The 24,421-nt window shown below is 61.5% G+C and carries 20 protein-coding genes and 3 tRNA genes; 9 read left to right on the plus strand and 14 right to left on the minus strand.

The genetic code is table 11. The annotated features are described in order from the left end of the window. Positions 1-170 precede the first annotated feature (170 nt). Positions 171-707 (minus strand): peroxiredoxin-like family protein, encoded by a 537-nt coding sequence (locus NIT7645_RS03410; protein ID WP_008562371.1) that lies wholly within the window; start codon positions 705-707, stop codon positions 171-173. A gap of 102 nt (positions 708-809) precedes the next feature. Between NIT7645_RS03410 and NIT7645_RS03415 the strand changes: the two genes are divergently transcribed. After that, a complete protein-coding gene (locus tag NIT7645_RS03415) occupies positions 810-1,541 on the plus strand; it encodes an AraC family transcriptional regulator (protein ID WP_008561566.1) in 732 nt (243 codons plus the stop codon). 97 nt (positions 1,542-1,638) lie between these two features. On the opposite strand, the gene hisH is transcribed toward NIT7645_RS03415, so the two are convergent. Continuing rightward, positions 1,639-2,277 carry an imidazole glycerol phosphate synthase subunit HisH gene (hisH, locus tag NIT7645_RS03420; RefSeq protein WP_050686184.1) on the minus strand — a complete coding sequence of 213 codons (639 nt, stop codon included), beginning with the start codon at positions 2,275-2,277 and terminating at the stop codon, positions 1,639-1,641. A gap of 1 nt (position 2,278) precedes the next feature. Beyond that, entirely contained in the window at positions 2,279-2,866 is a 588-nt protein-coding gene (gene hisB, locus NIT7645_RS03425; protein WP_008559657.1) for an imidazoleglycerol-phosphate dehydratase HisB, read from the minus strand. 259 nt (positions 2,867-3,125) lie between these two features. On the opposite strand from hisB, the gene NIT7645_RS03430 reads away from it, so the two are divergent. After that, positions 3,126-3,365, plus strand: a complete 240-nt coding sequence (locus NIT7645_RS03430; RefSeq protein WP_008562085.1) for an Lrp/AsnC family transcriptional regulator — start codon at positions 3,126-3,128, stop codon at positions 3,363-3,365. Positions 3,366-3,791: 426 nt separating this feature from the next. On the opposite strand, the gene NIT7645_RS03435 is transcribed toward NIT7645_RS03430, so the two are convergent. The 6 genes from NIT7645_RS03435 to NIT7645_RS03460 form a co-directional block, all read right to left on the minus strand. Then, positions 3,792-5,144: an aminotransferase gene (locus NIT7645_RS03435; RefSeq protein ID WP_008562106.1), complete on the minus strand. Its 1,353-nt coding sequence runs from the start codon at positions 5,142-5,144 to the stop codon at positions 3,792-3,794. Positions 5,145-5,355: 211 nt separating this feature from the next. Beyond that, a tRNA-Gly gene (locus NIT7645_RS03440) sits at positions 5,356-5,430 on the minus strand. Positions 5,431-5,769: 339 nt separating this feature from the next. Beyond that, positions 5,770-5,844: transfer RNA gene (locus NIT7645_RS03445), tRNA-Gly, on the minus strand. A 68-nt stretch (positions 5,845-5,912) separates the two neighbouring features. After that, positions 5,913-6,824, minus strand: a complete 912-nt coding sequence (locus NIT7645_RS03450; RefSeq protein WP_008561408.1) for a NaeI family type II restriction endonuclease — start codon at positions 6,822-6,824, stop codon at positions 5,913-5,915. A gap of 174 nt (positions 6,825-6,998) precedes the next feature. Then, positions 6,999-7,973: a DNA cytosine methyltransferase gene (locus NIT7645_RS03455; protein WP_008559767.1), complete on the minus strand. Its 975-nt coding sequence runs from the start codon at positions 7,971-7,973 to the stop codon at positions 6,999-7,001. Between the two features lie 150 nt (positions 7,974-8,123). After that, positions 8,124-8,198 (minus strand) — tRNA-Gly (locus NIT7645_RS03460). A gap of 219 nt (positions 8,199-8,417) precedes the next feature. On the opposite strand from NIT7645_RS03460, the gene NIT7645_RS03465 reads away from it, so the two are divergent. After that, on the plus strand, positions 8,418-8,636 hold the full coding sequence (locus tag NIT7645_RS03465) for a hypothetical protein (protein WP_008558953.1): 219 nt from the start codon (positions 8,418-8,420) through the stop codon (positions 8,634-8,636). A 113-nt stretch (positions 8,637-8,749) separates the two neighbouring features. Here the strand turns inward: NIT7645_RS03465 and NIT7645_RS03470 are convergent, their stop codons facing one another. The 3 genes from NIT7645_RS03470 to NIT7645_RS03480 form a co-directional block, all read right to left on the minus strand. Then, a complete protein-coding gene (locus NIT7645_RS03470) occupies positions 8,750-12,193 on the minus strand; it encodes a pyruvate carboxylase (protein ID WP_008560780.1) in 3,444 nt (1,147 codons plus the stop codon). 126 nt (positions 12,194-12,319) lie between these two features. Then, on the minus strand, positions 12,320-13,525 hold the full coding sequence (locus NIT7645_RS03475; RefSeq protein ID WP_008563070.1) for an alpha-hydroxy acid oxidase: 1,206 nt from the start codon (positions 13,523-13,525) through the stop codon (positions 12,320-12,322). Between the two features lie 113 nt (positions 13,526-13,638). Then, a complete protein-coding gene (locus tag NIT7645_RS03480; RefSeq protein WP_008560394.1) occupies positions 13,639-15,420 on the minus strand; it encodes a sensor domain-containing diguanylate cyclase in 1,782 nt (593 codons plus the stop codon). 177 nt (positions 15,421-15,597) lie between these two features. Here NIT7645_RS03480 and NIT7645_RS03485 point away from each other — a divergent pair, with 177 nt between their 5' ends. After that, positions 15,598-17,958 carry an ATP-dependent helicase gene (locus tag NIT7645_RS03485; RefSeq protein ID WP_008561885.1) on the plus strand — a complete coding sequence of 787 codons (2,361 nt, stop codon included), beginning with the start codon at positions 15,598-15,600 and terminating at the stop codon, positions 17,956-17,958. 362 nt (positions 17,959-18,320) lie between these two features. Here NIT7645_RS03485 and NIT7645_RS03490 read toward each other — a convergent pair whose 3' ends face one another. Beyond that, on the minus strand, positions 18,321-18,539 hold the full coding sequence (locus NIT7645_RS03490; protein WP_008559016.1) for a DUF1127 domain-containing protein: 219 nt from the start codon (positions 18,537-18,539) through the stop codon (positions 18,321-18,323). Next, on the minus strand, positions 18,526-18,792 hold the full coding sequence (locus NIT7645_RS03495; RefSeq protein WP_037302497.1) for a hypothetical protein: 267 nt from the start codon (positions 18,790-18,792) through the stop codon (positions 18,526-18,528). The genes NIT7645_RS03490 and NIT7645_RS03495 overlap by 14 nt, the downstream gene beginning before the upstream one ends. A 66-nt stretch (positions 18,793-18,858) precedes the next feature. On the opposite strand from NIT7645_RS03495, the gene NIT7645_RS03500 reads away from it, so the two are divergent. The 5 genes from NIT7645_RS03500 (at position 18,859) to NIT7645_RS03520 (ending at position 24,410) form a co-directional block, all read left to right on the plus strand. Next, a complete protein-coding gene (locus NIT7645_RS03500) occupies positions 18,859-19,929 on the plus strand; it encodes an Mrp/NBP35 family ATP-binding protein (RefSeq protein WP_037302895.1) in 1,071 nt (356 codons plus the stop codon). Between the two features lie 841 nt (positions 19,930-20,770). Beyond that, the gene (mraZ, locus tag NIT7645_RS03505; protein ID WP_074964208.1) at positions 20,771-21,274 is read left to right on the plus strand and encodes a division/cell wall cluster transcriptional repressor MraZ; all 504 of its coding nucleotides are present in this window, start codon (positions 20,771-20,773) and stop codon (positions 21,272-21,274) included. 3 nt (positions 21,275-21,277) lie between these two features. Beyond that, positions 21,278-22,270: a 16S rRNA (cytosine(1402)-N(4))-methyltransferase RsmH gene (gene rsmH, locus NIT7645_RS03510; RefSeq protein ID WP_008561249.1), complete on the plus strand. Its 993-nt coding sequence runs from the start codon at positions 21,278-21,280 to the stop codon at positions 22,268-22,270. Continuing rightward, complete coding sequence (ftsL, locus tag NIT7645_RS03515; protein WP_037302496.1) at positions 22,267-22,623, plus strand: cell division protein FtsL; 357 nt, start codon at positions 22,267-22,269, stop codon at positions 22,621-22,623. Before rsmH ends, ftsL begins: the two co-directional genes overlap by 4 nt. After that, positions 22,620-24,410 (plus strand): peptidoglycan D,D-transpeptidase FtsI family protein, encoded by a 1,791-nt coding sequence (locus tag NIT7645_RS03520; RefSeq protein WP_008559778.1) that lies wholly within the window; start codon positions 22,620-22,622, stop codon positions 24,408-24,410. The genes ftsL and NIT7645_RS03520 overlap by 4 nt, the downstream gene beginning before the upstream one ends. The last annotated feature ends 11 nt before the right edge of the window (positions 24,411-24,421 follow it).

Raw genomic sequence — 24,421 nt, forward strand, 5'->3', positions numbered from 1 at the left:
CAGTTGTGGATGAACTGTCCATCACTCTTGCGCGCGCCGTTGCGACAGCGGTGGCCGATGGGCCACAGATACAGGGGATTTCTGCGCAGGATTTGACACAAAAGGCCCGGCAACCAGCCGGGCCTCTCGATGTGGATAACTGCCCCTCGCGTTCAGAGAGGGCGTGGGGATCAGACGTCGCCGGTGTATTCGCCGCGCGCGGGGTAGTCGTTGGCAATCGCGAAATCCAGCGCCGACAGCAGCTCCGAGAAATGCGGGCGCACAAACGGCATGGTCTGCACCGAGCCATAATACAGCGTCTGTTCCGGTGTCACCATGAACAGGCCCGGCTCAGAGAACAGCGCAGGCTCTTCGATCCCGATCGAGGTCTTGCCCCGCGAGGTCGAGATATAAAGCCCCCAGTCACGCGCCACCGACAGCGGCAGATCATAGGCAAACCGCAGGTTCTTGGCTTCGATCTTGTCGGCCATCGCGCGGGTGCGCTCTTCGCCGTCCGAGCTGACAGCGATACAGTTCACGCCACGGCTGGCAAAATCCTCAACTCGCTTTTCCAGCTCCTTGAGGTAGTTGGCGCAGATCGGGCAGTGCAGGCCGCGGTAGAAACAGATCACGGTGCCGCGCTGCGCCTCTTCCTTGGACAGATCAAACGCCCCGTGATCAAGCGTCGGCAGGGTCAGGTTCGGGGTCTTCTGGCGGGGCAACAACATGGGTGTGGTCCTTTGTGCAAAAAATGAACATCGTCTTGCCAACAAGGATGGACCAATTTACGGTCTTATAAATCCGAAAAACCTGACGGAAACACCGAAACCATGGACCGCCTGACAACTTTGATGGATCGCTTCCAGCTTGCCGTGCGTGCCGCCAACATGGCAGAGGCGAACTTGATCGCGCTGGCCACGGCCGATGGCACGCCTCAGCGTATTCTCTACTGCACCCGCGACGTGATGCCCGATGTGACGGGTCAAATCGTCATGTGGGCTGCGCGTGTGGAATGGTCAGGGCAAAGCAATCCATTTCTGGCGGCCCTGCCGGAGGTGGTGGAATATGACATCGCCACCAATCGCGAGGCCCACGGCCTGGTTCAGTTGATGAAGGACGAGGCAGAGGGGCAGCATTGCGGCGCCCAATCGGTCATCAACCGGTTGGGAGAGGTCTTGATGGTGCAGCTTCTGCGCAACCAGATCCGGCGTGGCGCGACAGAGCCCGGGCTTCTTGCTGGGCTCGCCGATCCCCGGCTCAGCCGCGCGGTGGTGGCGATGCATGACCACCCCGGACGCCTGTGGAGCAATGCCGATCTGGCAGAGATCGCGGGCCTGTCCCTGTCGCGGTTTTCCGAACTCTTTGCCGCGGCGGTTGGCGAGACACCGATGGGCTATCTGCGCCGCTGGCGGTTGATCCTGGCTCATCAGGACCTCAGCCGGGGCGACCGGGTCGAGGCGGTGGCGCGCCGCTATGCCTATGCCAGCCCCGAAGGTTTCACCCGCGCGTTCCGCAAGGCCTATGGCGTGGCGCCCTTGTCGCTGCGCATGGCTGCTGCCTGATCGCCACCGCGTCTGTCATCTTTCCATAAATACTCAAAACAAAAGCCACCTGCGCAGCAGGTGGCTTTCGACATGTGGTGATGTCGCGCCCCTCAGCCTACGGGGCCCAGGTCAGAAAGTTGCCGATCATCCGCAGGCCAATGTCCTGGCTTTTTTCCGGGTGGAACTGCATGCCCACCATCGTGTCTCGCCCGATCACGCCGGTAACATCGCCACCGTAATCCACATGCGCCAGCCGCTCGGCGGGGTCTTTCACGCGGAAATGGTAGGAGTGGACGAAATAGCAGTGATCGCCGGATGTGATGCCGTCAAAAATGGCGTGGTCATGGTCGATCACCAGATCGTTCCATCCCATATGCGGCACTTTCAGGCTGCTGTCGCTGGGGGTGATCTTGACCACATCGCCCTGCACCCAGCCAAGCCCCGCTGTGTCGCGGTATTCATGGCCGGTGGTGGCCATCAGCTGCATGCCAACGCAGATCCCCAGAAACGGCCGGCCGTTCTGTTCGACCGCTTCCACCATCGCCTCATAGATGCCGCGATGGCCGCGCAGCTCTTCTGCGCAGGCGGGAAAGGCGCCATCGCCGGGCAGCACCAGCCGGTCGGCCCGCGCCACAACCTCAGCATCCGAGGTCACCACGACCTCGCCGCCATCAACCTCCCGCGCCATGCGCTGAAAGGCTTTTTCGGCCGAGTGGAGGTTGCCGGATTCGTAGTCAATAATCGCGGTCAGCATGTCAGAGCGCACCCTTGGTGGAAGGGATCGCATCCGCCTTGCGCGGATCGGTCTCCACGGCAGTGCGCAGGGCGCGGGCCACAGCCTTGAATGCCGCTTCGGCAATGTGGTGGCTGTTGAACCCATGCAGCTGATCGATGTGCAGGGTGATGCCGCCATGGGTGCTCAGCGCCTGAAAGAACTCGCGCACCAGCTCGGTGTCGAAGGTGCCGATTTTCTGGGTCGGCAGATCGACATTCCAGATCAGGAACGGGCGCGCCGACAGATCGAGCGCACAGCGCACCTGCGCATCATCCATCGGCAGATGGCATTCGCCATAGCGGTTGATGCCCTTCTTGTCGCCAAGTGCTGCCACCAAAGCCTGCCCCAGCGCGATGCCGGTGTCCTCGACCGTGTGGTGATCATCGATGTGATAATCCCCCTTGGCGCGGATGGTCATATCGATCAGCGAATGGCGCGACAGCTGGTCCAGCATATGGTCGAAAAAGCCGACCCCGGTCTGGTTGTCATAGGCGCCGGTGCCATCGAGGTTGACCTCGACAGTGATCTCGGTTTCGGCGGTCTTGCGGGTGATCTGAGCGGTGCGCATGGTCGGCATGTCCTTGATATCCTGCGCTGCTTATAGGGGCAGGGCGGGGGGACGCTCAAGCCTGACGCGTCAATTGGCACAAAACTGTTGCGCCCCGTGCCCGCAATGGGTGCAGCTCAGCGGTTCGCGACAGGCAGCGACAGGCTGTGCGATGGGCCGGGGCAGGCCAGGGCAGGACGGCCGGCAGGGATTGCCTCTGCCGCGCGCGCGTGTCAGCTTGGCGCCCAAATACCGCATTCCCAAACAGTTGAGGGGCACCATGTCCACCTGCGTCTTTATCCAGATCCGCTGCAAACCCGGCACCACCTACAAGGTTGCCGAAGAAATCGCGCTGCGCGAAATCCACTCCGAGCTTTACTCCACCAGCGGTGATTTCGACCTGCTGATGAAACTCTACATCCCCAGCAATGAGGACGTGGGCAAATACATCAACGATCAGCTTCTGGACATCGAAGGGATCGAACGCTCGCTCACGACCATGACGTTCAAGGTGTTCTGAGCGATCAGATCCGCCCGTGTGGCAGGCGTCAGGTCAGCGCGGTTTTACGATCACAGGCCAGCTGCGCCGCCGCCCGGTCTGCAAACATCGCGCAAACAACAAGGCGACGGCGTGCCTACAGGCCTGCCGCCGCCCCGGCCCCCGGTCCCTTACGGGAATACTAAAATCGCTAGGTCCTGAAATGCCTGCGAGAGCCCCCCGACGCTGACACCTCGTCGCGCGCCGTTCACGGGGAAAAAACTGCTCCGAGCGACAGAACCACCGCGCTGCGCTCTTTTTCGCCCAGACGGCAGTGAACGGCTCAAATTTCAGTCAGCTACCGATCGCAGCCTTCCCCGCAACAAAAAAGGCAGCCCGCGAGGGCCGCCTTTGCTGTTTGTCCATAGTCGCATCGGGGGCCGCTCTGGGCACCGCATCGGGCCGGGATCAGCTGGCGATCAACCCCTGATCCGACAGCGCGTCATAGCTCGCATCAATTGCGGTCTTGAGGCGTGTCAGCATTTCGTCCACTTCGGCCTTGGTGATGATCAGCGGCGGGCACAGCGCCACGGCATTGCCCGCAACCGCCCGCAGGATCAGGCCGTTGTCCTGGCACAGCTTCTGCGCGGTTGCCCCGGCAGCGCCCTTGTCGAAACTCGCGCCCGTGGTCTTGTTCGACACCAGCTCCAGCGCCGCAATCAGGCCCTTGCCGCGCACCTCGCCCACCAGCGGGTGATCGGTGAAGATCTCGCGCAGCTGCGCCTGCAGATAGGCGCCGACGTCGGCTGCGTGCTCAAACAGGTTGTCGCGCTCATAGATTTCCAGCGTCTTCAGCGCGGCGGCACAGGCGGCTGGGTGGCCCGAATAGGTATAGCCGTGACCAAACACGCCGACCTCATTGGTCTGGTTGATCATCGCCTCATACATCCAGCCGGGAATGACCGAAGCCGAGATCGGGAAATAGGCCGAGGACAGCTGCTTGGCAAAGGTCATCAGATCCGGCTTGATGCCCATGGTGGTGCAGCCGAAATCAGCCCCCGTGCGCCCAAAGCCGCAGATCACCTCATCGGCCCAGACCAGAATGCCATATTTGCGCAACAGCGCCTGCAGCCCTTCATAATAGCCTTCGGGCGGCACGATCACGCCCGACGCACCGGTGATCGGCTCCACGATCATCGCGGCAATCGTGTCGGGGTCTTCGGCGAGGATCTGATCTTCAAGGTTCTTCAGGATCCGTTCGACGAACTGGGCCTCTGTCTCATTGCCCTGCCGCGCGGTGTAATAATGGGGCGAATCCGCCCGCAGAATCGACAGCGCCTCCAGCGGGGCATCAAAATGGGCGAGGTTCGCGGGCAGCGAGGTCAGCGAACCGGCAGCAACCGTCACCCCGTGATAGCCGCGCTCGCGGGTGATGATCTTGCGCTTTTCCGGCTTGCCGATGGCGTTGAAGTAATAGCGCAGCATCTTGTAGTGCGTGTCGTTGGCGTCCGAGCCGGAGTTGCCAAAGAAGATATAGGCATCCTCCACCGGCACCATCGCCTTGAGTTTCTCGGCCAGCTCCATGATCGGCTTGTGGGTTTTGCCGCCAAAGGTGTGTGAAAACGGCAGCTTGTGCAGCTGTTCGGTGATCGCATCCATCACCTCGGTGTTGCTGTAGCCCAGCGAGGTGCACCACAGGCCAGCCAGCCCTTCGATGTATTTGTTGCCGTCACTGTCGAACACATAGATGCCTTCGCCCCGCTCAAGGCAAAGCTGTTCGGTCGCGGTGAAATTGGTGGTGGGATAGATGACCGGTGCCATGGCGCGTGTCCTCCTGTGCTGGGCGCCACATGGATGGCGCGGGTGTGCCGGGACAGCCTGTCTCTGCCATCCCCTTGGCCACAGCATTGGCGGGTTTTGAGAGTCGCGTCAAAGGAATTTGATCAAATCCGCGCGCCATTTCTGCGCAGGCCCATGAATGGCCCGGAAACGAAAAAAGCCGCTCCGAAGAGCGGCCTTTTCGCGATCCAAATGGAGCGGGCGAGGCGATTCGAACGCCCGACCCTAACCTTGGCAAGGTTATGCTCTACCCCTGAGCTACGCCCGCGCTGCCATTTGGTGAGGTGGTATTTAGGAAATTGCGCTGACCCCTGCAAGCGGAAAATGACAGATTGGTGAAGAAATTTTCTGAACGGTTCTAAGGTCTTGCTGGAAACCGGATCTTGCTGCCCCGCTAAAATACCCCTGAGACAGCCCTGCGATAGTCGCGGGTCTGCAGTCGCAGGGATTGCGCGCCAGAGGCAGGCCAGATCACGCCACCGGCCACGAGACTGCCGCCAGCCCACACGGTGTGAGCGCGGCAAGGCGCGGGGGCATCTGCTGTTGAAAGTGAAGCCGGGGCAAACGAAAAAGGCCGCTCCGAAGAGCGGCCCTTTCGCGATCCAAATGGAGCGGGCGAGGCGATTCGAACGCCCGACCCTAACCTTGGCAAGGTTATGCTCTACCCCTGAGCTACGCCCGCGCTGCCATTTGGTGAGGCGGTATTTAGGAAATTGCGCTGACCCCTGCAAGAGGAAAAACGCAGGAATTTCACTCTTCGCTGAAAAAAGTCGGATCCAGCGGATGACCGGCACTTTGGGCCAGTTTCGCCTCGCTCGCGTTGGCCGGTCGGGCCGAAATGAACTCTGACGCGCTGCAATGGGGCAGGTTCAGCGCTCGGATCAACTGCGCGTCCTTGCGCCCCTCCAGAATCAACAGCCCCTCCTTGGCGAGAATGTCGCGCGTGCCATGCCCCCCGTCCGAGCGGATGCGGCGCATGAAATCCTTTTGATGGGCCACCGCTTCGACCACATCGCGGGGGATCGGCTGGCGCTGCAATTCGCGAAACAGGGCGGCAATCCGTGCATTGCCGCTCTCGCCTTCAAAAATCCGCGCCACGGCCTGTTCCGGTGCCGTGCGCCAGAAGTTCGCGGGATAGGGGTGATCCTTCAAAAGCCAGAGAATATGGCGAAACCCCTCTGCCGAAATCGAACGCTTGGCGTCCTTGTTCTGGCCTTGGGTCAGGTAGTCGGGGCGCGCAACGATCAGGCCCAGATAACACCGCGCGCGCGGTTCATCTGCGGCAACCAGAATGCAGGGCTGATCGACCGCCTCGGTCGGGATCATCCAGTTGCTGCCCATCGTGTGTTTGATATCGACGTCATGGCCCAGGATCACCGTGTCCAAACGCCCCTTGCGCAATCGCAGCAGCGCGCGCAGCTCGATTTCGACCCGGGTGCCGATATAGGTCTTTTCGGTCTTTTCCAGCTCTTCATACGACCGCCGCCCGGTTTTTGCGGTCATGATCACATCATCAATGCAGTCGCGCAGCATATGCGGCACGTCATATTCCAGCGCAAGCGTCCCGCCTGCGCGCTCTGTGATTTCGCACTCCAGCTGGAAGAGCGTGCCAAAATCGGGGTGATCGAAATCGACCAGGCTGTCCGGTAGTTTTTGTTTCATGGCAGGGCCTGCGCGGGCTGAAGCCTTGGATTTGAGTATTTATGGAAAGATGACGGGCGCGGTCGTTCAAGGCCGACAACCGGGTTCAAACCCGCCAGACCGGGCACAGCACGAACCGCAAAACGGCAGGGCAGGGTGGGACCGCTGGAGAGACAGGGCCGGGCCGCCGCCATCTCAGCCCGCGGTGCCGTTGGCTGAGACCACCTGCAGGCTGGGGCGCGCGATGGCCTGTCGGATCTGGCGGGCCACCGCCTCTGCCACCGGGGGTGGAAAGGCGTTGCCGACCTGGCGATAGGCGTTGGTCTTGGCGCCGGTGAAATGCCAGCTGTCAGGAAACCCCTGGATGCGGGCAACCATGCGCACGGTCAGCCGGGGCATGTCGTTATGAAACGGATCGGGCGCCTCGGGCGCGATGGTGCGCCCTTCGACGCCAAGTGCCGCCCAGGCGCGTCGCGCCCGTGTTGGCCCCAGATCCGGACCGCCATGTTTCTTGGATCCACCCACGATGGTGGGGGCGATTTCATCGGCCTTGGCCGCCCAGGCCTCTGCCCCGCGCCAGCCCCGTTCCTGCATCAGATCCAGCAGCGTTTCGCCAACCGTGGGCGGGTTGTGCGGCAGCGGGTCGGGCCAGGCAAACTGACCGGAGAATTCTTTGCGCAGGGCCACGATTGCCACGCGCGGGCGCAGCTGCGGGACACCGTAGTCTGAGGCGTTCAGCAACCGCCAGTCGGTTTCATAACCCAGTTTGGCCAGCTGTTTCTTCAGCTTTTCGCGGTAGTCATGAAACACCGCGTCCAGAAAGCCGCGGACGTTTTCGATCATCACAGCCCGCGGACGGGTGGCAGCGACGATTTCAATGGCGTCATCAAACAGATTGCGCTCGTCCTTTTCGCCAAGCTGCTTGCCTGCGACGGAAAAGGGCGGGCAGGGCAGGCCGCCGGCCAAAAGATCAATCCCGTGATAGCTGTCGGCAACGTCTTTGAACTTGCGCACGTCCTCTTCCAGCACGTTCCACTTGGGGCGGTTGTGGCGCAGGGTGGCGCAGCAATGTTTGTCGATCTCTACCAGTGCGGTGTGTTCGAAACCGGCTTTTTCCAGCCCCAGTGCCTGACCACCTGCCCCCGCGCAGAGTTCTACCGAAGTTAACATTTTGCCCTGTCACCCGTCTGTCTGCGCCATGCTGGCCGTTCCTGCTCTGTTCTAGGGGCTGAAACGATTCCGCGCAAGCGGCTGCATGGGGGTTATCCACAAACAAAAAAGCCGCTGACGCAGCGGCGTCGAGCGGCTTTTTGATCCAAATGGAGCGGGCGAGGCGATTCGAACGCCCGACCCTAACCTTGGCAAGGTTATGCTCTACCCCTGAGCTACGCCCGCGCTGCCATTTGGTGAGGCGGGGTTTAGGCGCTTGGGGCGAGGGCTGCAAGTGAAAAACGCAAAGCTGGCGGCAAAAAAATGCCATCACGGCGATTTGAGCGACGGAAGGCCCCGCAGGCGGCGTATCACGGGTATGATAGGGACGGGGCCGGATGGGCGCAGGGCGCGCAATGGTCCCAAAACGGGCAGGAAAGACCCAAACATGAAAGGGAGCCCAAGATGACGTTGTTGAGCGAACCGCTACGCGCACGGATGGGCCGGATCCTGGATCGTCGGCTGGAGTTTCTGCGCATGAGCTGCCTGATGGGCGCCATTGTTCTGGCGCTTGCAGGTCAGGGCATGGCTGTGGGGGCTGATCCGCTGTCTGCAGAGGACAAGGCCTCTCTCAGCGGTCTGTGGTTCTGGTCCTGCCGCGAGGACAAGACCGCGCTATTGTAAGGACCGCGTACCGCCAATGAAAAAGGCGCCCCGCTGGGGGCGCCCTCTGGGCCTTGCAACCAGTATGAAGCCCTGCAACCTGTGTCGGCCGCAGGGCGCAATGCTATGGCTGGTTATTCCAGCTCGACCAGCAGGTCCTTGGCGTCGATCTGACCACCAGCCTGAACATGCACGGCCTTAACCACCGCGTCGCGCTCTGCGTGGATGCCGGTCTCCATCTTCATCGCTTCGATGGTCAAGAGCATGTCGCCTTCATGCACCTGCTGGCCCACCTGTACCGCGACCGAGGCAACAACGCCGGGCATCGGTGCCCCAACGTGGTTGGGGTTGCCCTGTTCGGCCTTCGGGTTGGCCTGTGTCGTGGCCTTGACCAGACGGTTCGGCACGCGGATGACCCGGGGCTGGCCGTTCAGTTCAAAGAAGACTTTGACCTCACCCTTGTCATCGGTTTCACCGATGGCCTGCAGGCGGATTTCCAGCGTCTTGCCCGGATCGATCTCGGCAGAGATCTGCTCGCCCGGCTCCATCCCGTAAAAGAAGGTGCGGGTGGGCAGGGTGCGCACAGGGCCATAGGTCCGGTGGCGGCCCATGTAGTCCAGGAACACCTTGGGATACATCAGATAGCCGTTGAGATCCTCGTTATCGACCTTGAAGCCCTCAAGCTCCTTGGAGAGATCGGCGCGCACGGCTTCCAGATCGACGGGCTCCAGATGGGCGCCGGGGCGGGCGGTGTTGGGGGCATCGCCCTTCAGCACCTTGGAGACGATGCCTTCGGGGAAACCACCCGGGGGCTGACCCAGGTTGCCGCGCATCATGTCCACGACAGAGTCGGGGAAGGCCACATCGGTCTTGGGGTCTTCGACCTCGGCGCGGCTCAGGCCCTGGCTGACCATCATCAGCGCCATGTCGCCCACCACTTTGGAGGAGGGGGTCACCTTCACGATGTCGCCAAACATCTGGTTCACATCAGCATAGGTCTGCGCCACGTCGGCCCATTTTTCTTCCAGCCCCAGCGAACGCGCCTGCGCCTTGAGGTTGGTGAACTGGCCGCCGGGCATCTCGTGCAGGTAAACCTCGGAGGCCGGTGCCTGCAGCCCGCTTTCAAAGGCCACATACTGTCCGCGCACCTGCTCCCAATAGCCGGAGATTTCGCGCACCTTCGAGATGTCGATGCCGGTGTCACGGTCGGTGTTGCGCAGGGCTTCGACGATAGAGCCAAGGCAGGGCTGCGAGGTGCCGCCAGAAAAGGCGTCCATCGCTGCATCCACCGCATCCACGCCCGCATCAGCGGCAGCAAGAATGGTGGCACCTGCCACGCCAGAGGTGTCATGGGTGTGGAAATGGACCGGCAGGCCGACCTCTTCCTTCAGCGCCTTGACCAGCTGGCGCGCAGCCGCCGGTTTCAGCAGACCTGCCATGTCCTTCAGGCCCAGGATATGCGCGCCTGCGGCTTCCAGCTCCTTGGCCATCCCGACATAATACTTCAGGTCGTATTTGGACCGGTTCGGATCCAGAATGTCGCCGGTATAGCAGATTGTGCCTTCACAGATCTTGCCGCTGTCAACAACCGCATCCATTGCGACGCGCATGTTTTCAACCCAGTTGAGGCTGTCGAACACGCGGAACACGTCAACGCCGGTCTCTGCCGCCTGGCGGACAAATTCCTGCACCACATTGTCGGGGTAGTTGGTGTAGCCCACGCCGTTTGATGCGCGCAGCAGCATCTGTGTCATCAGGTTCGGCATTGCTTCGCGCAGGTCGCGCAGACGCTGCCAGGGGCATTCCTGCAAGAAGCGATAGGCCACGTCAAAGGTCGCACCGCCCCAGCACTCGACCGAGAACAGCTGGTTCAGATGCTGCGCATAGGCAGGCGCCACCTTGATCATGTCGATCGACCGCATCCGGGTCGCCAGCAGGGACTGGTGGCCGTCACGCATGGTGGTATCGGTCAAGAGCAGCTGGCGCTGTGCCTTCATCCAATCGGCAACAGCCTGTGCGCCCTTTTGTTCCAGCAGGTTGCGGGTGCCGTAGGGCATGTTGCCGGGCTCGACCTTGGGCGCGCGCGGCTCTTTCAGGTCCGCCGCCGGTTTGGCGCGGCCTTCGGTTTCGGGGTGCCCGTTCACGGTGATATCCGCGATATAGGTCAGCACCTTGGTGCCGCGGTCCTTGCGCTTGGCAAACTGGAACAGGTCCGGGGTCTCGTCGATGAATTTGGTGGTGTATTCATTCGACAGGAAGGTCGGGTGCTTCAGCAGGTTTTCAACAAAGGCGATGTTGGTGCTGACACCGCGCACACGGAATTCACGCAGGGCGCGGTCCATGCGGGCAATCGCCTTTTCCGGGGTCTGGGCCCAGGCCGTCACCTTGGTCAGGAGCGAGTCATAATAGCGGGTGATGACGCCGCCCGCATAGGCGGTGCCGCCATCCAGACGGATGCCCATGCCGGTTGCCGAACGATAGGCCGTGATGCGGCCGTAGTCCGGGATAAAGTTGTTCAGCGGATCCTCGGTTGTCACGCGGGTCTGCAATGCGTGACCATTGAGCCGGATCTCATCCTGCGACGCCTTGCCGGTGGCTTCGGCAATGGTCTTGCCCTCGGCGATCAGGATCTGGGCCTGAACGATGTCGATGCCGGTGACCTCTTCGGTCACGGTGTGTTCCACCTGCACCCGCGGGTTCACTTCGATGAAGTAGAACTTGCCGTCGTTCATATCCATCAGGAATTCGACGGTGCCTGCGCATTCATAGTTCACATGCTGACAGATCTTGCGGCCCAGGTCGCACAGCTCGGCGCGCTGCTCTTCGCTCAGGTAGGGGGCAGGGGCGCGTTCAACCACTTTCTGGTTGCGGCGCTGAACCGAACAGTCGCGTTCATACAGGTGATAGATCTCGCCGTGCTTGTCGCCCAGGATCTGAACCTCGACGTGGCGGGCGCGGGTGATCATCTTTTCCAGATAACCCTCGCCATTGCCAAAGGCAGCTTCCGCTTCGCGGCGGCCTTCCAGCACTTTTTCTTCCAGCTCGTCCGGGCCGTGGATCGGGCGCATGCCGCGACCGCCGCCGCCCCAGGACGCCTTCAGCATCAGGGGATAGCCGATCTCTGCCGCTTCCTCGCGGATCGCGTCCATGTCGTTGCCCAGCACCTCGGTCGCCGGAATGACCGGCACGTCGGCTGCAATCGCCACCTTGCGGGCCGAGGCCTTGTCGCCAAGCGCGCGCATGGTCTCTGCCTTGGGGCCGATAAAGGTGATGCCGTTGCGGGCGCAGGCGTCCACGAAATCCGGGTTCTCGGACAGCAGGCCGTAACCGGGGTGGATCGCATCGGCGCCGCTTTCCTTGGCGACACGGATGATTTCATCGATCGACAGATAGGCCGCAACCGGCCCCAGGCCCTCACCGATCCGATAGGCTTCGTCAGCCTTGAAACGGTGCAGCCCCAGCTTGTCCTCTTCGGCATAGACGGCGACCGTCTTCTTGCCCATCTCGTTGGCTGCCCGCATGACGCGGATGGCGATCTCGCCGCGGTTGGCGATCAGGATTTTCTTGAAGTCGGTCATGGCTTCCTCGAAGTCGTGCTGATTGGCGGTGTCATACGCGCAAATTAGGTACCGGTATAGACGTAGTTCTGGGTATGACCAGCGTGATAGCGCTGACCTGACGCCAGAATCCGGCATAATTCACGTTTATGGAGGGTCTTTTAGGTCCGCATCGGACTTAAATGTCGTTGTTTGTGTGGCAAATGACGCAAGCGACCGTGGAATCGGAAGCGCGTCCAAAGTCGCGGCCCCAAGTTGGCCCATGTTTGCTGACATATCTTTGCGCAGAATGTCGATCAGGTGATCCACGCCTTTCGGGCCAAGCGCGGCCAGCGCGAAATGAAAAGCCCGGCCCAGCATGACGAAATCCGCCCCCAGCGCCAGCGCCCGCAGGATATCAAGCCCGCCTTCGATGCCGCTGTCAAAGATCAGCGGCAGCCGGGTCGCCGCGCGCAGATCCGGCAGCACCTCTATTGCGGCAGGGGCGGCATCAAACTGACGCCCCGCATGATTGGAGATCCACAGCGCATCAACACCGATGGTCTCCAGAGGGGCGGCATCCTCGGCCCGCATGACCCCCTTGATGATCAGGGAACCCTGCCAATGATCGCGCAGCCATCTGACGTAATCCCAATCCGGCGAGGTGCGCAGCAGATAGCCGACATGCGCCGTTGACGACAGGCTGTCGAGCTGGCCGGTCACATATTTATCCAACGTGCGCATATGCGGCATGCCGCGCTGTGCCATCCCCATCGCCCAGGCTGGCCGCATGGCGACCTGCGCCAGCAGCCGCGGTGTTAGCCGTGGTGGCTGTGTCAGGCCAGAGCGGGTCTGCCGTTCGCGCCGCGACGCCACTGGCACATCAACCGTCAGCACCAACCCGGTGAACCCGGCCTTCTTTGCGCGCGCCAGCATATCCCGGCGGATGCCTGGATCCTTAGGCGGATACAGCTGAAACCACGGCGATGCGCCCAGATGCGGCGCCACATCCTCTGGCGACTGGCTGGCAACGGTCGACAGGCAATAGGGCAACCCATGCGCCGCTGCGGCCCGTGCCAGATGTCCCTCTGCGTCAGGCCAGACCAGCCCCGACATCCCGACAGGCGCAATGCCAAAGGGCAGGGGCCGATCAACCCCCAAGAACCGGCGGCTCAGATCGGGCTTTTGCGGGCCGTGCAGGATGGAAGGAAGAAAACCGACCTGATCCAGCGCCATGCGATTGCGCGCCTTGGTGGCCTCGGTGCCGGTGCCACTGTCCAGATACTCCCAGACGAACCGAGGCAGGCGCCGTCGGGCGCGCTGACGAAGATCGCTGAGAGCCGGATAATGCTGATGCAGGTCCATGGCGCGCATTTGTTGCTGCCTTGCAGCAAAAGTCTAGTGCGAAGCGGGCATTGAAACAATTTTGTAACTATTTGTGCCCGCCCCGTTCTGGCGCAGTGTCGTGCGACCCGTGGGCGATAGCCCTATGCTGCGTCTGGTTTCTTGCCGGGCGTTTCGGCTGTGCCCTCAACCGGGGTAATCACGCTATCATTCTGATTTGCAACGTAAACCTGGTTTCTCCCGCGCCCCTTCGCTTCATATAGCGCCTCGTCCGCCGCCCGCATCAGATCCTGTGGCATGGTCCCGTGCGAGGGGTAATGCGACACCCCGATAGAGATCGTCACCCGCGGCAGCGCCTTTTCACCATAGCGCACCGTGACCTCCTCAACGGCCTGACGCACCAGTTCGGCGCGCGTCAGCGCATCTTCGGGCGTGGTGTCGGGCAGGATCAGCGTGAATTCTTCGCCGCCCGGACGACAGGCCACTTCATCGCCATCGCAGGCCTGCTCCAGCACCGATCCCACAGCGCGCAGCACCATGTCGCCCGCGTCATGGCCGTGGTTGTCATTGAATTTCTTGAAGTGGTCGACATCGATGGCAATCAGGCTCAGCCGCGATCCCTGGCTCTGGCAGCGGCTGATGCCCTTGCGCAGGCTGTCGGTCATATGGCGGCGGTTGAACAGGCCGGTCAGCGGGTCGCGCACGGATTGGTCATGCAGCTGATCGCGCATCTGCACGTTTGAAATGGCCATGCTGATCTGTTCCGCACACATGCGGGCCAGCTTCTTGTTGGCTGCAAAATTCTCGCAATCCGCCGAATGGGCGCGCAGATGCATCAGGCCCACGGTTTCCCCATGCGCGAGGATTGGAAAACAGAAGTAAGGGCGCCCGTCATGAGGTTCGGCATGTTCGCAAACAAATGTCACTTCGCCGCTGCCGTATTCATAAACCCGCCCGCGGCGCAGACCCCAGCAGCTGTCGGGGTGGATGTGATCCTTGTGATCGCCACCATTCCAGCTGGCCCAGCCGTCCAGAACATCGCGCGAGTTCGAATAGACATAAACGCTGCCTTCGGCGTTGGGCAGGATGTGGGTCATGAATTTCGACACCATATCAAACAGCTCATCCAGCGACCGGCTGGATTGCAGCCATTCGTTCAACTCCCCAAGCAGCTTTACCTCGCGCGCAAGCCGCAGCTGTTCGTCCATCAGCTTGCGTTCGTGATCGGATTTGCGGCTTAGGGCGCGCATCTGTTTCTGATTGGTGCGAAAGATCACCAGGCTCACCAGCCCCATCGCCAGCAGGCCCAATGTGCTCAGCGCCCCAAGAAGCATCCGCACCCGCGTGATGAAGGTGCCGCGCAGCGTGGTGACGTCGGTGTAGAATTCCACGGCGCCAACCACCCGGCCATTGTCCGAAATCGGCGTGTAAATCTCCGCTACATTGTGCGGCGTCGCGTGTTCGACATGGGTCGAATGCAGGTTCAGCCCGTCAATCTCGGTCGCGGGTTTTTCCACCTGTTTGTAATAGGTTACACCCTGCATGACCTGCGCGGCAAAATAGGCGTTTTCATTCTGGGTGCCGACATCGTCAATGCGCGTCGACCAGAACACATGACCCGTCTCATCAAACAGCTTCAGCCGATACACATCCGAGGCTTCGGGCATCAATGTCAGATACTTCGCGTCCTCATCGTTCACATACCCGGTGATGAACGTCGCTTCGGCGTGTTCCAGATGCAGCACAACCCGGCGGCGCCACAGCTCTGCCTGCTTGCGAATGTCAGCCTCCAGCATGGCGTCGACAATGGGCGCGGGCAGTTTGTAGACACCCCAGGCGGAACCTGCCGCAACGGTTGCAAGCATGGCGGCAACGCTGACCCACTTCAGGTTCTGCCGCGCCGTGTTGCGGAATTTTTCAGACATTGTTTGCACTTTCGCCGTTTCCGTCTCAAAAATCCGCCCTATAGATTTCCGATGGATTAACTTCACCCCGCAGTAACTTTTCGATTTACCTAAATTTTTCGGTCTATCGTGATTTTCCCGTGAACATGTCGTGAACAAAGCCTTCCCCTTCGGGGCGATCCGTCCTAATTTGCGCCCATGAGCAGTTTTGACGATATCGACCCCTATGAGGGGATTTCGCTGTCCGCCCGTGCGATGGCGGCGCGACCCATGCCCTATCTCGACGGGCTGAACCCGGCGCAGCGTCAGGCCGTTGAATGCCTTGAGGGGCCGGTTCTCATGCTGGCGGGGGCTGGCACCGGCAAGACCAAGGCCCTGACCGCGCGCATCGTGCATCTGCTGATGACCGGCTCGGCCAAGCCAAATGAAATCCTTGCTGTGACCTTCACCAACAAGGCCGCGCGCGAGATGAAGGATCGCGTTGGTGCCATGCTGGGGCAGGCGATCGAGGGCGTGCCCTGGCTGGGCACGTTCCACTCCATCTGCGTGAAACTGCTGCGCCGCCACGCCGAACTGGTCGGGCTCAAGTCGAATTTCACCATTCTGGACACCGACGACCAGATCCGCCTGCTGAAACAGCTGATCAAGGCAGAAGGCATCGACGACAAGCGCTGGCCTGCGCGGATGCTGGCCGGGATCATCGATGACTGGAAAAACCGCGCTCTGATCCCGTCAAAGGTGCCGGTGGCCGACGCCAGCGCCTACAACCACCGTGGCGTTGATTTCTACGCCCAATACCAGACCCGCCTGAAAGAGCTGAACGCCGTCGATTTCGGTGATCTCCTGCTGCATATGGTCACGATCTTTCAGGACCACCCGGATGTTCTGGGCCAATATCAGCGCTGGTTCCGCTTTATCATGGTGGACGAATATCAGGATACCAACGTCGCCCAATACATGTGGCTGCGTCTGCTGGCGGGTGGGCATAAAAACATCTGCTGCGTGGGGGATGACGACCAGTCGATCTATGGCTGGCGCGGCGCTGAGGTGGGCAATATCCTGCGGTTTGAAAAGGATTTTCCGGGCGCAATGGTCGTCCGGTTGGAACAGAACTATCGCTCCACCGGGCATATCCTTGCCGCGGCGGGCGGTGTGATCCGGGGCAATGCGGCCCGTCTTGGCAAAGAGCTGTGGACCGAGGCCGGTGATGGCGAAAAGGTTCGTCTGATCGGCCATTGGGATGGCGAGGAAGAGGCGCGCTGGATCGGTGAGGAAATCGAGGCCATGCAGCGCGGCACCCGCGGCATGGCCCCCGTCGACCTGAACGACATGGCGATCCTGGTGCGGGCCTCCCACCAGATGCGCGCCTTTGAGGACAGGTTCCTGACCATCGGTCTGCCCTATCGCGTCATCGGCGGCCCGCGCTTTTACGAGCGGCTCGAAATCCGCGATGCGATGGCCTATTTCCGCGTCGTGGTCTCGCCCGATGACGATCTTGCCTTTGAACGCATCGTCAACACCCCCAAACGTGGCCTTGGCGACAAGGCCCAGCAAACCATCCAGACCATTGCGCGCGCCAACGGCGTTTCGCTGGTCGAGGGCGCGCGCCTCGCGGTGGAAAGCGGCCAGATCAAGGGCAAAGGGGGCAAGGCACTGCGTGAACTGATCGAGGGGCTGATCCGCTGGGGGCGTCTGGCAGGGGATGCCGATATGACCCACATGGAGCTGGCCGAGGTCATTCTGGACGAAAGCGGCTACACCGGCATGTGGCAGGCCGACAAAACGCCCGAGGCACCGGGCCGTCTGGAAAACCTCAAGGAACTGGTCAAGGCGCTTGAGGCGTTTGAAAACCTGCAGGGCTTTCTCGAACACGTCAGCCTGATTATGGACAACGACAAACAGGACGCCGCGCAGAAGGTCTCTATCATGACGCTGCACGCAGCCAAGGGTCTGGAATTCCCCGCGGTATTCCTGCCGGGGTGGGAGGACGGCCTGTTTCCCTCGCAGCGCTCGATGGATGAAAGCGGCCTCAAGGGCCTGGAGGAGGAGCGGCGGCTGGCCTATGTGGGCATCACGCGGGCCGAGCAGATCTGCACGATCTCCTTTGCGGGCAACCGCCGCGTCTTTGGGCAATGGCAATCCCAGCTGCCTTCGCGCTTCATTGACGAGCTGCCAGAGGAACATGTCGAGGTCCTGACGCCCCCCGGCCTTTATGGTGGCGGCTATGGTGCGGCGGCCCCGGCAGGTGGCGGCAATGTCCGCTCCAGCATCGAGGAGCGCATGGCCTCTGTTGATGGCTACAACTCGCCGGGCTGGAAGCGGATGCAAACCCGCGTCAACGAACGCGGCCTGTCGCAACCCAAGGAAAGCCGCTCGTCCATCATCGACATCACCGCCACCTCCAGCTTCATGGTGGGAGAGCGGGTGTTCCACCAGAAATTCGGCTATGGCGCAATTGTCGGCATCGAAGGTGACAAGCTGGAAGTGGAATTTGAAAAGGCTGGCAGCAAAAAGGTGGTCGCCAAATTTGTCACCGCCGCCGAGGACATTCCGTTCTAGCCCATCATCGCGTCAGGCCCGTCATAATGGGAAACGCATTGAGATCTGCGCTACGAGAACGCCAGCCACCAGGCTGGCGTTTTTTCGTTTGGTCGCCCGCCGCAATTGCGGGGCCCGCAACAGCAGGGCTGCGCAGGCGGGCAATCGGGGCAAAAGCAATCAGGCAAAGAAAAACGGCGGCGCCCAGGGAGGAGGAGGGGCACCGCCGTTCTTAACAACACCACGCTTAAGGGAGGAGGAGGCGTGGTGTATTCGGGTCCAGCTATGACGCTGGTATTGGGTGCGGTGACATCAGGGAGGAGGAGGATGTCACCGCGATGACAGGCCTTCTAGGGAGGAGGAGAAGGAGGCCTGTGTCTCTATTACTTGGTGCCGTAGGCCGCTTCGTAAGCGACGCTGCGCAGCTGCGCGCGGCTCATGCCGAGATCCGCGAGTTCGCGACCAGACAGCGAGGACAGCTCGTTGATGGTCTCGCGATACATGCGGTAACGCGCGATCTTGTCTTTCAGTTCGTCGAATGCGGCGCGCAGGCTGAAGGCAGCAGCGCCTTTACGGGTGGTGATATTGTCAACAGCGGCCATCGTTATATTCCTCGGCGGTCAGTTCGTGTGTTGCCGTCTCCGGCGTCTCTTGAGGATGAAAATAGGCAATTGCTGCACATGCACAATCCCCAGAAGCGGCAATCCGGATATGCACCAAATGCATGGGTGCCTCTGGGTAAATCAGCAGATTGCTGCTGAGGTATGCAGCAGCGGGGCTGTTAGCGCTCATTTCTTCGGCAGCGTGCGAATTGCGCGCGCTTGATGCTGGCAGATATCGTGCAATTTTGCTCATGTGGTGCACCCACTTGGGCTTTGGCGCGGGCAGGGGTATATGACAGCTGTCAAACCGGAGATGCTCATGACCCCCACCAAGGATGAGATTCGCGCAGCGCTTGAACGTCTGCAATTGCCCGACGGCGGCACGCTGGTGTCGCGCGACATGCTGCGCGCCCTGACAATCGACGGCAGCCGCGTCAGTTTCGTGATCGAGGCCCCCAGCCCCCAGATCGCCACCCAGATGGAACCCCTGCGCCGCGCGGCAGAGGCAACTGTCCTTGCGCTCGACGGGGTAGAGGCCGTGAGCGTCGCCCTGACTGCCCATGCGGATGGCCCCTCCAAACCGGCCCCCAGCCTGAAGGTCGGCGGCCACCCCAAGCCGCAGGCCGAACCGCTAAAGCCGAGCGGCGTCAAACGCATTCTGGCGGTGGGCTCCGGCAAGGGTGGCGTTGGTAAATCCACGGTCAGCGCAAACCTCGCCGTGGCGCTTGCCAGGCAGGGGCGCAAGGTGGGCCTGCTGGATGCCGACATCTATGGCCCCAGCCAGCCCCGCATGATGGGCGCGAGCGGCCGACCCGCCAGCCCGGATGGCAAGATCATCGAACCTCTGCACGCTCATGGCGTCACGCTGATGTCGATCGGCTTCATGGTGGACGAAGCCAAGGCCGTGGTCTGGCGTGGCCCGATGCTGATGGGCGCGCTGCAGCAGATGCTTGGTCAGGTGAACTGGGGGAACTTGGATGTGCTTATCGTTGATCTGCCGCCCGGCACCGGGGATGTGCAGCTGACGCTTTGCACCAAGGCAGAGCTGTCGGGCGCGATTGTGGTCTCCACTCCGCAGGACGTCGCGCTGATTGACGCGCGCAAGGCGCTCGACATGTTCGCCACTCTCAAGACGCCGGTGCTGGGGCTGATCGAAAACATGTCCTTCTTTGCCTGTCCCGATTGCGGCGGAGAGCATCACATCTTTGGTCACGGGGGTGTCGCCGCCGAAGCCGAGCGTCTGGGCGTGCCTCTTCTGGGGTCATTGCCCATTGATCTGGATACGCGTCTGGCGGGGGATGCCGGCACGCCTGTGGCCGCCGGAGAGGGCGCGATGGCGCAGGCCTACGCCCGCATGGCCGAGGGGTTGGTGCGCGGCGGCATGGCCTGACCCGCGACATTATATGGATGAGTGACAGGGGGGCAGGGCCGATCCGGGCGCTGCCCCTTTCTCTATCCGGCCATCGCCTGCAATGGCGCACACAGATCATGCCGCACAGATCATGCTGCATGGTGCCATCGCGCGGTGGGATGTCATGGGCGCGTCGCTGTCATGTCCCTGCCGTGTCCCTGCCATGTCCCCGCGGGCCTTGGTCTGGGATCAGGTGGGAGGATATGGGCGTCATGGGAAATCATGGCCCATCTGGGGTGATGCTGGGCAAATCAGCCCCGAATCACTTGGGCGATCCGGCGGTTTTTGGCGGAAATGGTCGCCAACCCCGCGAGAATCGGGGCGTCCCCCCTCCAGATCGACCCTGATTTCGGAAAATGAAAGCGATTCTGTGGGAATTCATGGAACTTTTTTCGACCCTGCTGAGACCACTACATATAGTCGTTTTCACGCTAGCTTAACATACCACTAGGTTTTGAATCGATTCTGCGCCAAAGAATCGGAGCGCCGTTATCGCCATGCGAGGGGAGGGTCCATAAAAAACAGTTGTGGCCCACGTATTCCCATAGTATCCCTAATTTATCGAATGAGACGGAGAGCAGGGGCGCCAAACGACCCCAACCAAAGACTAAAATAAGCAGGTTTCATACAGGCCTTCGCTTTCATCGAAAATAGAGATCCGGCGCGCGGGCGAGCAGACATCCCCCCAGGTGGCGCGCGCAGTCGGACACCCCGCAAGTCGGGACGAGGTGGCGGGTTGATCAGTGGCAGCAGATCAGCCCGCCCCTTTTGCTTCTGGGGATTGGTTCGGCACGAGGGACGCTGAAAAAGGGACGATAGATTGGGCCGTAGGTTCAGAGGTGAAAGCCACCATAAGGTGGATACAAAGGGGCGGGTGTCGATTCCGGCCTCCTTTCGCCGTGTTCTGGAGGCGGGTGATCCCAACTGGCAGTCCGGCAATGCGCCCGAACTCGTCATCGTCTACGGCGACCATCGCCGCAATTTCCTTGAATGTTACACCATGGAAGCCATCGAGGAGGTCGACGCAAAGATCGACTCCTTGCCACGCGGCTCCATGCCCCGCAAAATGCTGCAGCGCATGTTCCACGGTCAGTCCTTTCCGACCACCGTTGATGAAACCGGCCGCCTTGTGCTGCCCGCGAAGCTGCGCAACAAGATCGGACTGGAAGGCGAGGCCTTCTTTATCGCTGCGGGCGATACCTTCCAGATCTGGAAGCCAGAAACCTACGAAGAGGAAGAGTTGGCGAAATCCGAAGAGTGGATGGAAGATCTGCCAGAGGACTTCGACCCGATGGAATTCCTCGATGGCGCCGGAGGCGCTTGATCCATGACAACGGACCGTCAAACGTCTTCCGGTCCTCACGTACCGGTCCTTTTGCGCCCCCTCCTGGCTGCGGTTGCGCCTGTGTCCGGCCGCTGGCTGGATGGCACGTTCGGCGCCGGTGGCTACAGCCGCGGCCTGCTTGAAGCAGGAGCCGATCACGTGATCGGCGTTGACCGCGATCCGCTGGCGTTTGAAATGGCTCAGGACTGGATTGGCGACTATGATGGTCGCCTGACCTTCCAGCAGGGTGTGTTTTCGCGCATGGATGAATATGCGCAGGATCTCGACGGGGTTGTGCTTGACCTTGGGGTGTCCTCCATGCAGCTGGACATGGCCGAACGTGGTTTTTCCTTCATGCGGGACGGGCCGCTCGATATGCGGATGTCGCAGGATGGCCCTTCCGCCGCCGATCTCGTGGCCGAGCTGGATGAGGCGGCGCTGGCGGATATCCTCTTTATGTTTGGCGAGGAACGCGCCAGCCGCCGCATCGCCCGCGCCATCGTCAAGGCCCGCACCGAAGCGCCGATCACCACCACCCTGCAGCTCGCAGGGATCATCGAAAGCTGCCTGCCGCGCTCCAAACCCGGCCAGTCGCATCCCGCAACGCGCAGCTTTCAGGGCCTGCGCATCGCGGTGAACGCAGAATACGAAGAGCTGTTCGAGGGCCTTCTGGCGGCAGAGCGCGCGCTGAAACCCGGTGGTCTGCTGGCCGTCGTGACCTTTCACTCGATCGAAGACCGGATGGTCAAACGCTTCTTCCAGCACCGCGCTGGCAAGACCGGCCGCGCCAACCGCTACGCGCCGGAACAGGAAGAAACCCCCTCCCAGTTCACCCTTGTCACCCGCAAGGCCGTGGGCCCCGATGACGAGGAGCTGGCCGAAAACCCGCGCTCGCGTTCGGCCCGCCTGCGGGTGGGGCGCCGCACCGATGCGGCCCCGGTCGAGATTTCGGCCAAAGACATTGGCATGCCTCAGCTAAAGGGCAAACGGTCATGAAAACGCTGCTTTACATCGTGACATCGCTCGCGGTCCTGGGCCTTGCGTTCTGGGCCTACCGCGAAAACTACACCACCCAGCAGGTGCTGAAGGAAACCCGCAGCCTGCAACGCCAGATCGGCGCCCAGCAGGCCCGGCTCAGCGTGTTGCGCGCAGAATGGGCCTATCTGAACCGCCCCCAGCGCCTGCGCGAACTGGCAGAGCTGAACTTCGACCGTCTCAGCCTGCTGCCCCTGCGTCCCGAACAATTTGGCCGCGTGGATGAGGTCGCCTATCCCCGCGACGAGGACGTGATCGAATTCTCCAACGGGGTCGAAGTGTCCTCGCTCAACGCACGGAGAGACCAGCCATGATCCGAACGCCGCTGCGCCCTCTGGCCCGCATTTTGACGGCCCGTGCCAACGGCGAAAATCCGGACGTGATCGAACGCGAAAACCTGCGTCAGCGTCATGCCGAAATGCAGGCCGCCTCGCGCCAGCGCGCCGAAGGGCGCCTGCTGGTTCTGGGTGTTTTCTTTCTGGTGGCCTTTACTGCCATTGCCGTTCGCATGGGCGCGCTTGCAACCTCAGAGGCGGTTGAACCGGTCGCCAGCACCGCAGGCGGCAGCGGCATTGCCATGCAGCGTGCCGATATCGTCGACCGCAAGGGCCGTATCCTTGCGACGAATTTCGAAACCCATTCGCTTTATGCCCAGCCGCCGCAAATGGTCGATCCCGAAGGCGCGGTAGAGCGTCTGGTCGAAATCTTTCCCGATCTGGATCGTGACCGCCTGCTTGAGGATTTCACCGGCAAGCGCAAGTTCGTGTGGATCAAGAAGAAAATCAGCCCCGAGCAGAAACAGGCGGTGCATGACATCGGTGATCCCGGCCTGCTGTTTGGTCCGCGCGAAATGCGGCTCTATCCCAATGGCAGCCTCGCGGCTCATGTCATGGGCGGCGCCGGGTTTGGCAAGGAAGGCGTCACCGCCGCCGAAGTGATCGGCGTTGCGGGCGTGGAAAAGCAATTCGACGACTATCTCCGCGATCCGGCCAATGGGGGCCGTCCGCTGCAGCTCTCGCTGGATCTGACGGTTCAGGCCGCCTCTGAACAGGTGCTTTTGGGGGGCATGAAGCTGATGAACGCCAAGGGGGCGACATCGGTTTTGATGGATGTCTACACCGGCGAGGTGATCTCTGTTGTGTCGCTGCCGGATTTCGACCCCAACGACCGGCCGCGCCCACCCACCTCTGGCTTTGACCCCTCGGTCAGCCCGCTGTTCAACCGCGCGGTGCAGGGGGTGTATGAACTGGGCTCGACCTTCAAGATTTTCACGGCGGCACAAGCGGTTGACCTTGGGCTGGTGAATTCCGAGACCATCATCGACACCTCTGGTCCGATGCGGATCGGTCGCTTTCCCATCGGCGAGTTCAACAACAAGAACTATGGCAAGCTGAGCGTCGCAGACATCATCGTGAACAGCTCCAACCGCGGCACCGGTCGACTGGCGCTGCAAATCGGGGCAGAGCGTCAGCAACAGTTCCTGCGCGCGCTTGGCATGTTCGACCCAACCCCGATCGAGATCGTCGAGGCCTCCGGCGGCCAGCCGCTGAAGCCCAAGAAATGGGGCGAACTCAGCACTGTGACCATCTCCTACGGTCACGGGTTGTCGACCAGCCCGATGCATCTGGCGGCGGGGTATGCCGCCATCGCCAACGGCGGTCGCTACGTCAGCCCGACCATCCTGCGCCAGACCGGACCGCAACTGGGGGATCGGGTGATGTCAGAGGATGCCGCCGCCCAGGCCCGCGCCATGCTGCGCAAGGTCGTGACCAGCGGCACCGCCTCCTTCGGAGAGGTTCCGGGCTATCAGGTCGGTGGCAAGACCGGCACAGCCGACAAACCCAAACCCCGTGGTGGCTATTATGAAAGCAAGGTCATCGCGACCTTTGCCGCCATGTTCCCGGCCCATGATCCAAAGTATGTGCTGATCGTCACACTTGATGAACCCTCGGTCATTGCCCACGGCGAAGAACGCCGCACAGCGGGTTGGACGGCGGTTCCTGTCGCAGGCGAGATGATCGGCAGAATTGCGCCGCTTCTGGGCCTCAGACCACAAGTTGAACCCGACCAGATCACTGGTATAACCCTCACCTCAAACTGATCAGGTGGGGT

Origin of the sequence: Phaeobacter italicus, assembly GCF_001258055.1 — a bacterium.
GTDB lineage: Bacteria > Pseudomonadota > Alphaproteobacteria > Rhodobacterales > Rhodobacteraceae > Phaeobacter > Phaeobacter italicus.

What these genes read in the sequence shown, in the direction of transcription:
- NIT7645_RS03410 (WP_008562371.1), bottom strand. Translation starts at nt 707, where the DNA reads ATGTTGTTGCCCCGCCAGAAGACCCCGAACCTGACCCTGCCGACGCTT.
- hisH (WP_050686184.1), bottom strand. Translation starts at nt 2,277, where the DNA reads ATGCTGACCGCGATTATTGACTACGAATCCGGCAACCTCCACTCGGCC.
- NIT7645_RS03500 (WP_037302895.1), top strand. Translation starts at nt 18,859, where the DNA reads ATGACCCCCACCAAGGATGAGATTCGCGCAGCGCTTGAACGTCTGCAA.
- NIT7645_RS03465 (WP_008558953.1), top strand. Translation starts at nt 8,418, where the DNA reads ATGACGTTGTTGAGCGAACCGCTACGCGCACGGATGGGCCGGATCCTG.
- ftsL (WP_037302496.1), top strand. Translation starts at nt 22,267, where the DNA reads ATGAAAACGCTGCTTTACATCGTGACATCGCTCGCGGTCCTGGGCCTT.
- NIT7645_RS03455 (WP_008559767.1), bottom strand. Translation starts at nt 7,973, where the DNA reads ATGTTAACTTCGGTAGAACTCTGCGCGGGGGCAGGTGGTCAGGCACTG.
- NIT7645_RS03450 (WP_008561408.1), bottom strand. Translation starts at nt 6,824, where the DNA reads ATGAAACAAAAACTACCGGACAGCCTGGTCGATTTCGATCACCCCGAT.
- NIT7645_RS03470 (WP_008560780.1), bottom strand. Translation starts at nt 12,193, where the DNA reads ATGACCGACTTCAAGAAAATCCTGATCGCCAACCGCGGCGAGATCGCC.
- NIT7645_RS03480 (WP_008560394.1), bottom strand. Translation starts at nt 15,420, where the DNA reads ATGTCTGAAAAATTCCGCAACACGGCGCGGCAGAACCTGAAGTGGGTC.
- hisB (WP_008559657.1), bottom strand. Translation starts at nt 2,866, where the DNA reads ATGCGCACCGCTCAGATCACCCGCAAGACCGCCGAAACCGAGATCACT.
- NIT7645_RS03430 (WP_008562085.1), top strand. Translation starts at nt 3,126, where the DNA reads ATGTCCACCTGCGTCTTTATCCAGATCCGCTGCAAACCCGGCACCACC.
- NIT7645_RS03485 (WP_008561885.1), top strand. Translation starts at nt 15,598, where the DNA reads ATGAGCAGTTTTGACGATATCGACCCCTATGAGGGGATTTCGCTGTCC.
- NIT7645_RS03495 (WP_037302497.1), bottom strand. Translation starts at nt 18,792, where the DNA reads ATGAGCAAAATTGCACGATATCTGCCAGCATCAAGCGCGCGCAATTCG.
- NIT7645_RS03520 (WP_008559778.1), top strand. Translation starts at nt 22,620, where the DNA reads ATGATCCGAACGCCGCTGCGCCCTCTGGCCCGCATTTTGACGGCCCGT.
- NIT7645_RS03475 (WP_008563070.1), bottom strand. Translation starts at nt 13,525, where the DNA reads ATGCGCGCCATGGACCTGCATCAGCATTATCCGGCTCTCAGCGATCTT.
- NIT7645_RS03415 (WP_008561566.1), top strand. Translation starts at nt 810, where the DNA reads ATGGACCGCCTGACAACTTTGATGGATCGCTTCCAGCTTGCCGTGCGT.
- rsmH (WP_008561249.1), top strand. Translation starts at nt 21,278, where the DNA reads ATGACAACGGACCGTCAAACGTCTTCCGGTCCTCACGTACCGGTCCTT.
- NIT7645_RS03435 (WP_008562106.1), bottom strand. Translation starts at nt 5,144, where the DNA reads ATGGCACCGGTCATCTATCCCACCACCAATTTCACCGCGACCGAACAG.
- NIT7645_RS03490 (WP_008559016.1), bottom strand. Translation starts at nt 18,539, where the DNA reads ATGGCCGCTGTTGACAATATCACCACCCGTAAAGGCGCTGCTGCCTTC.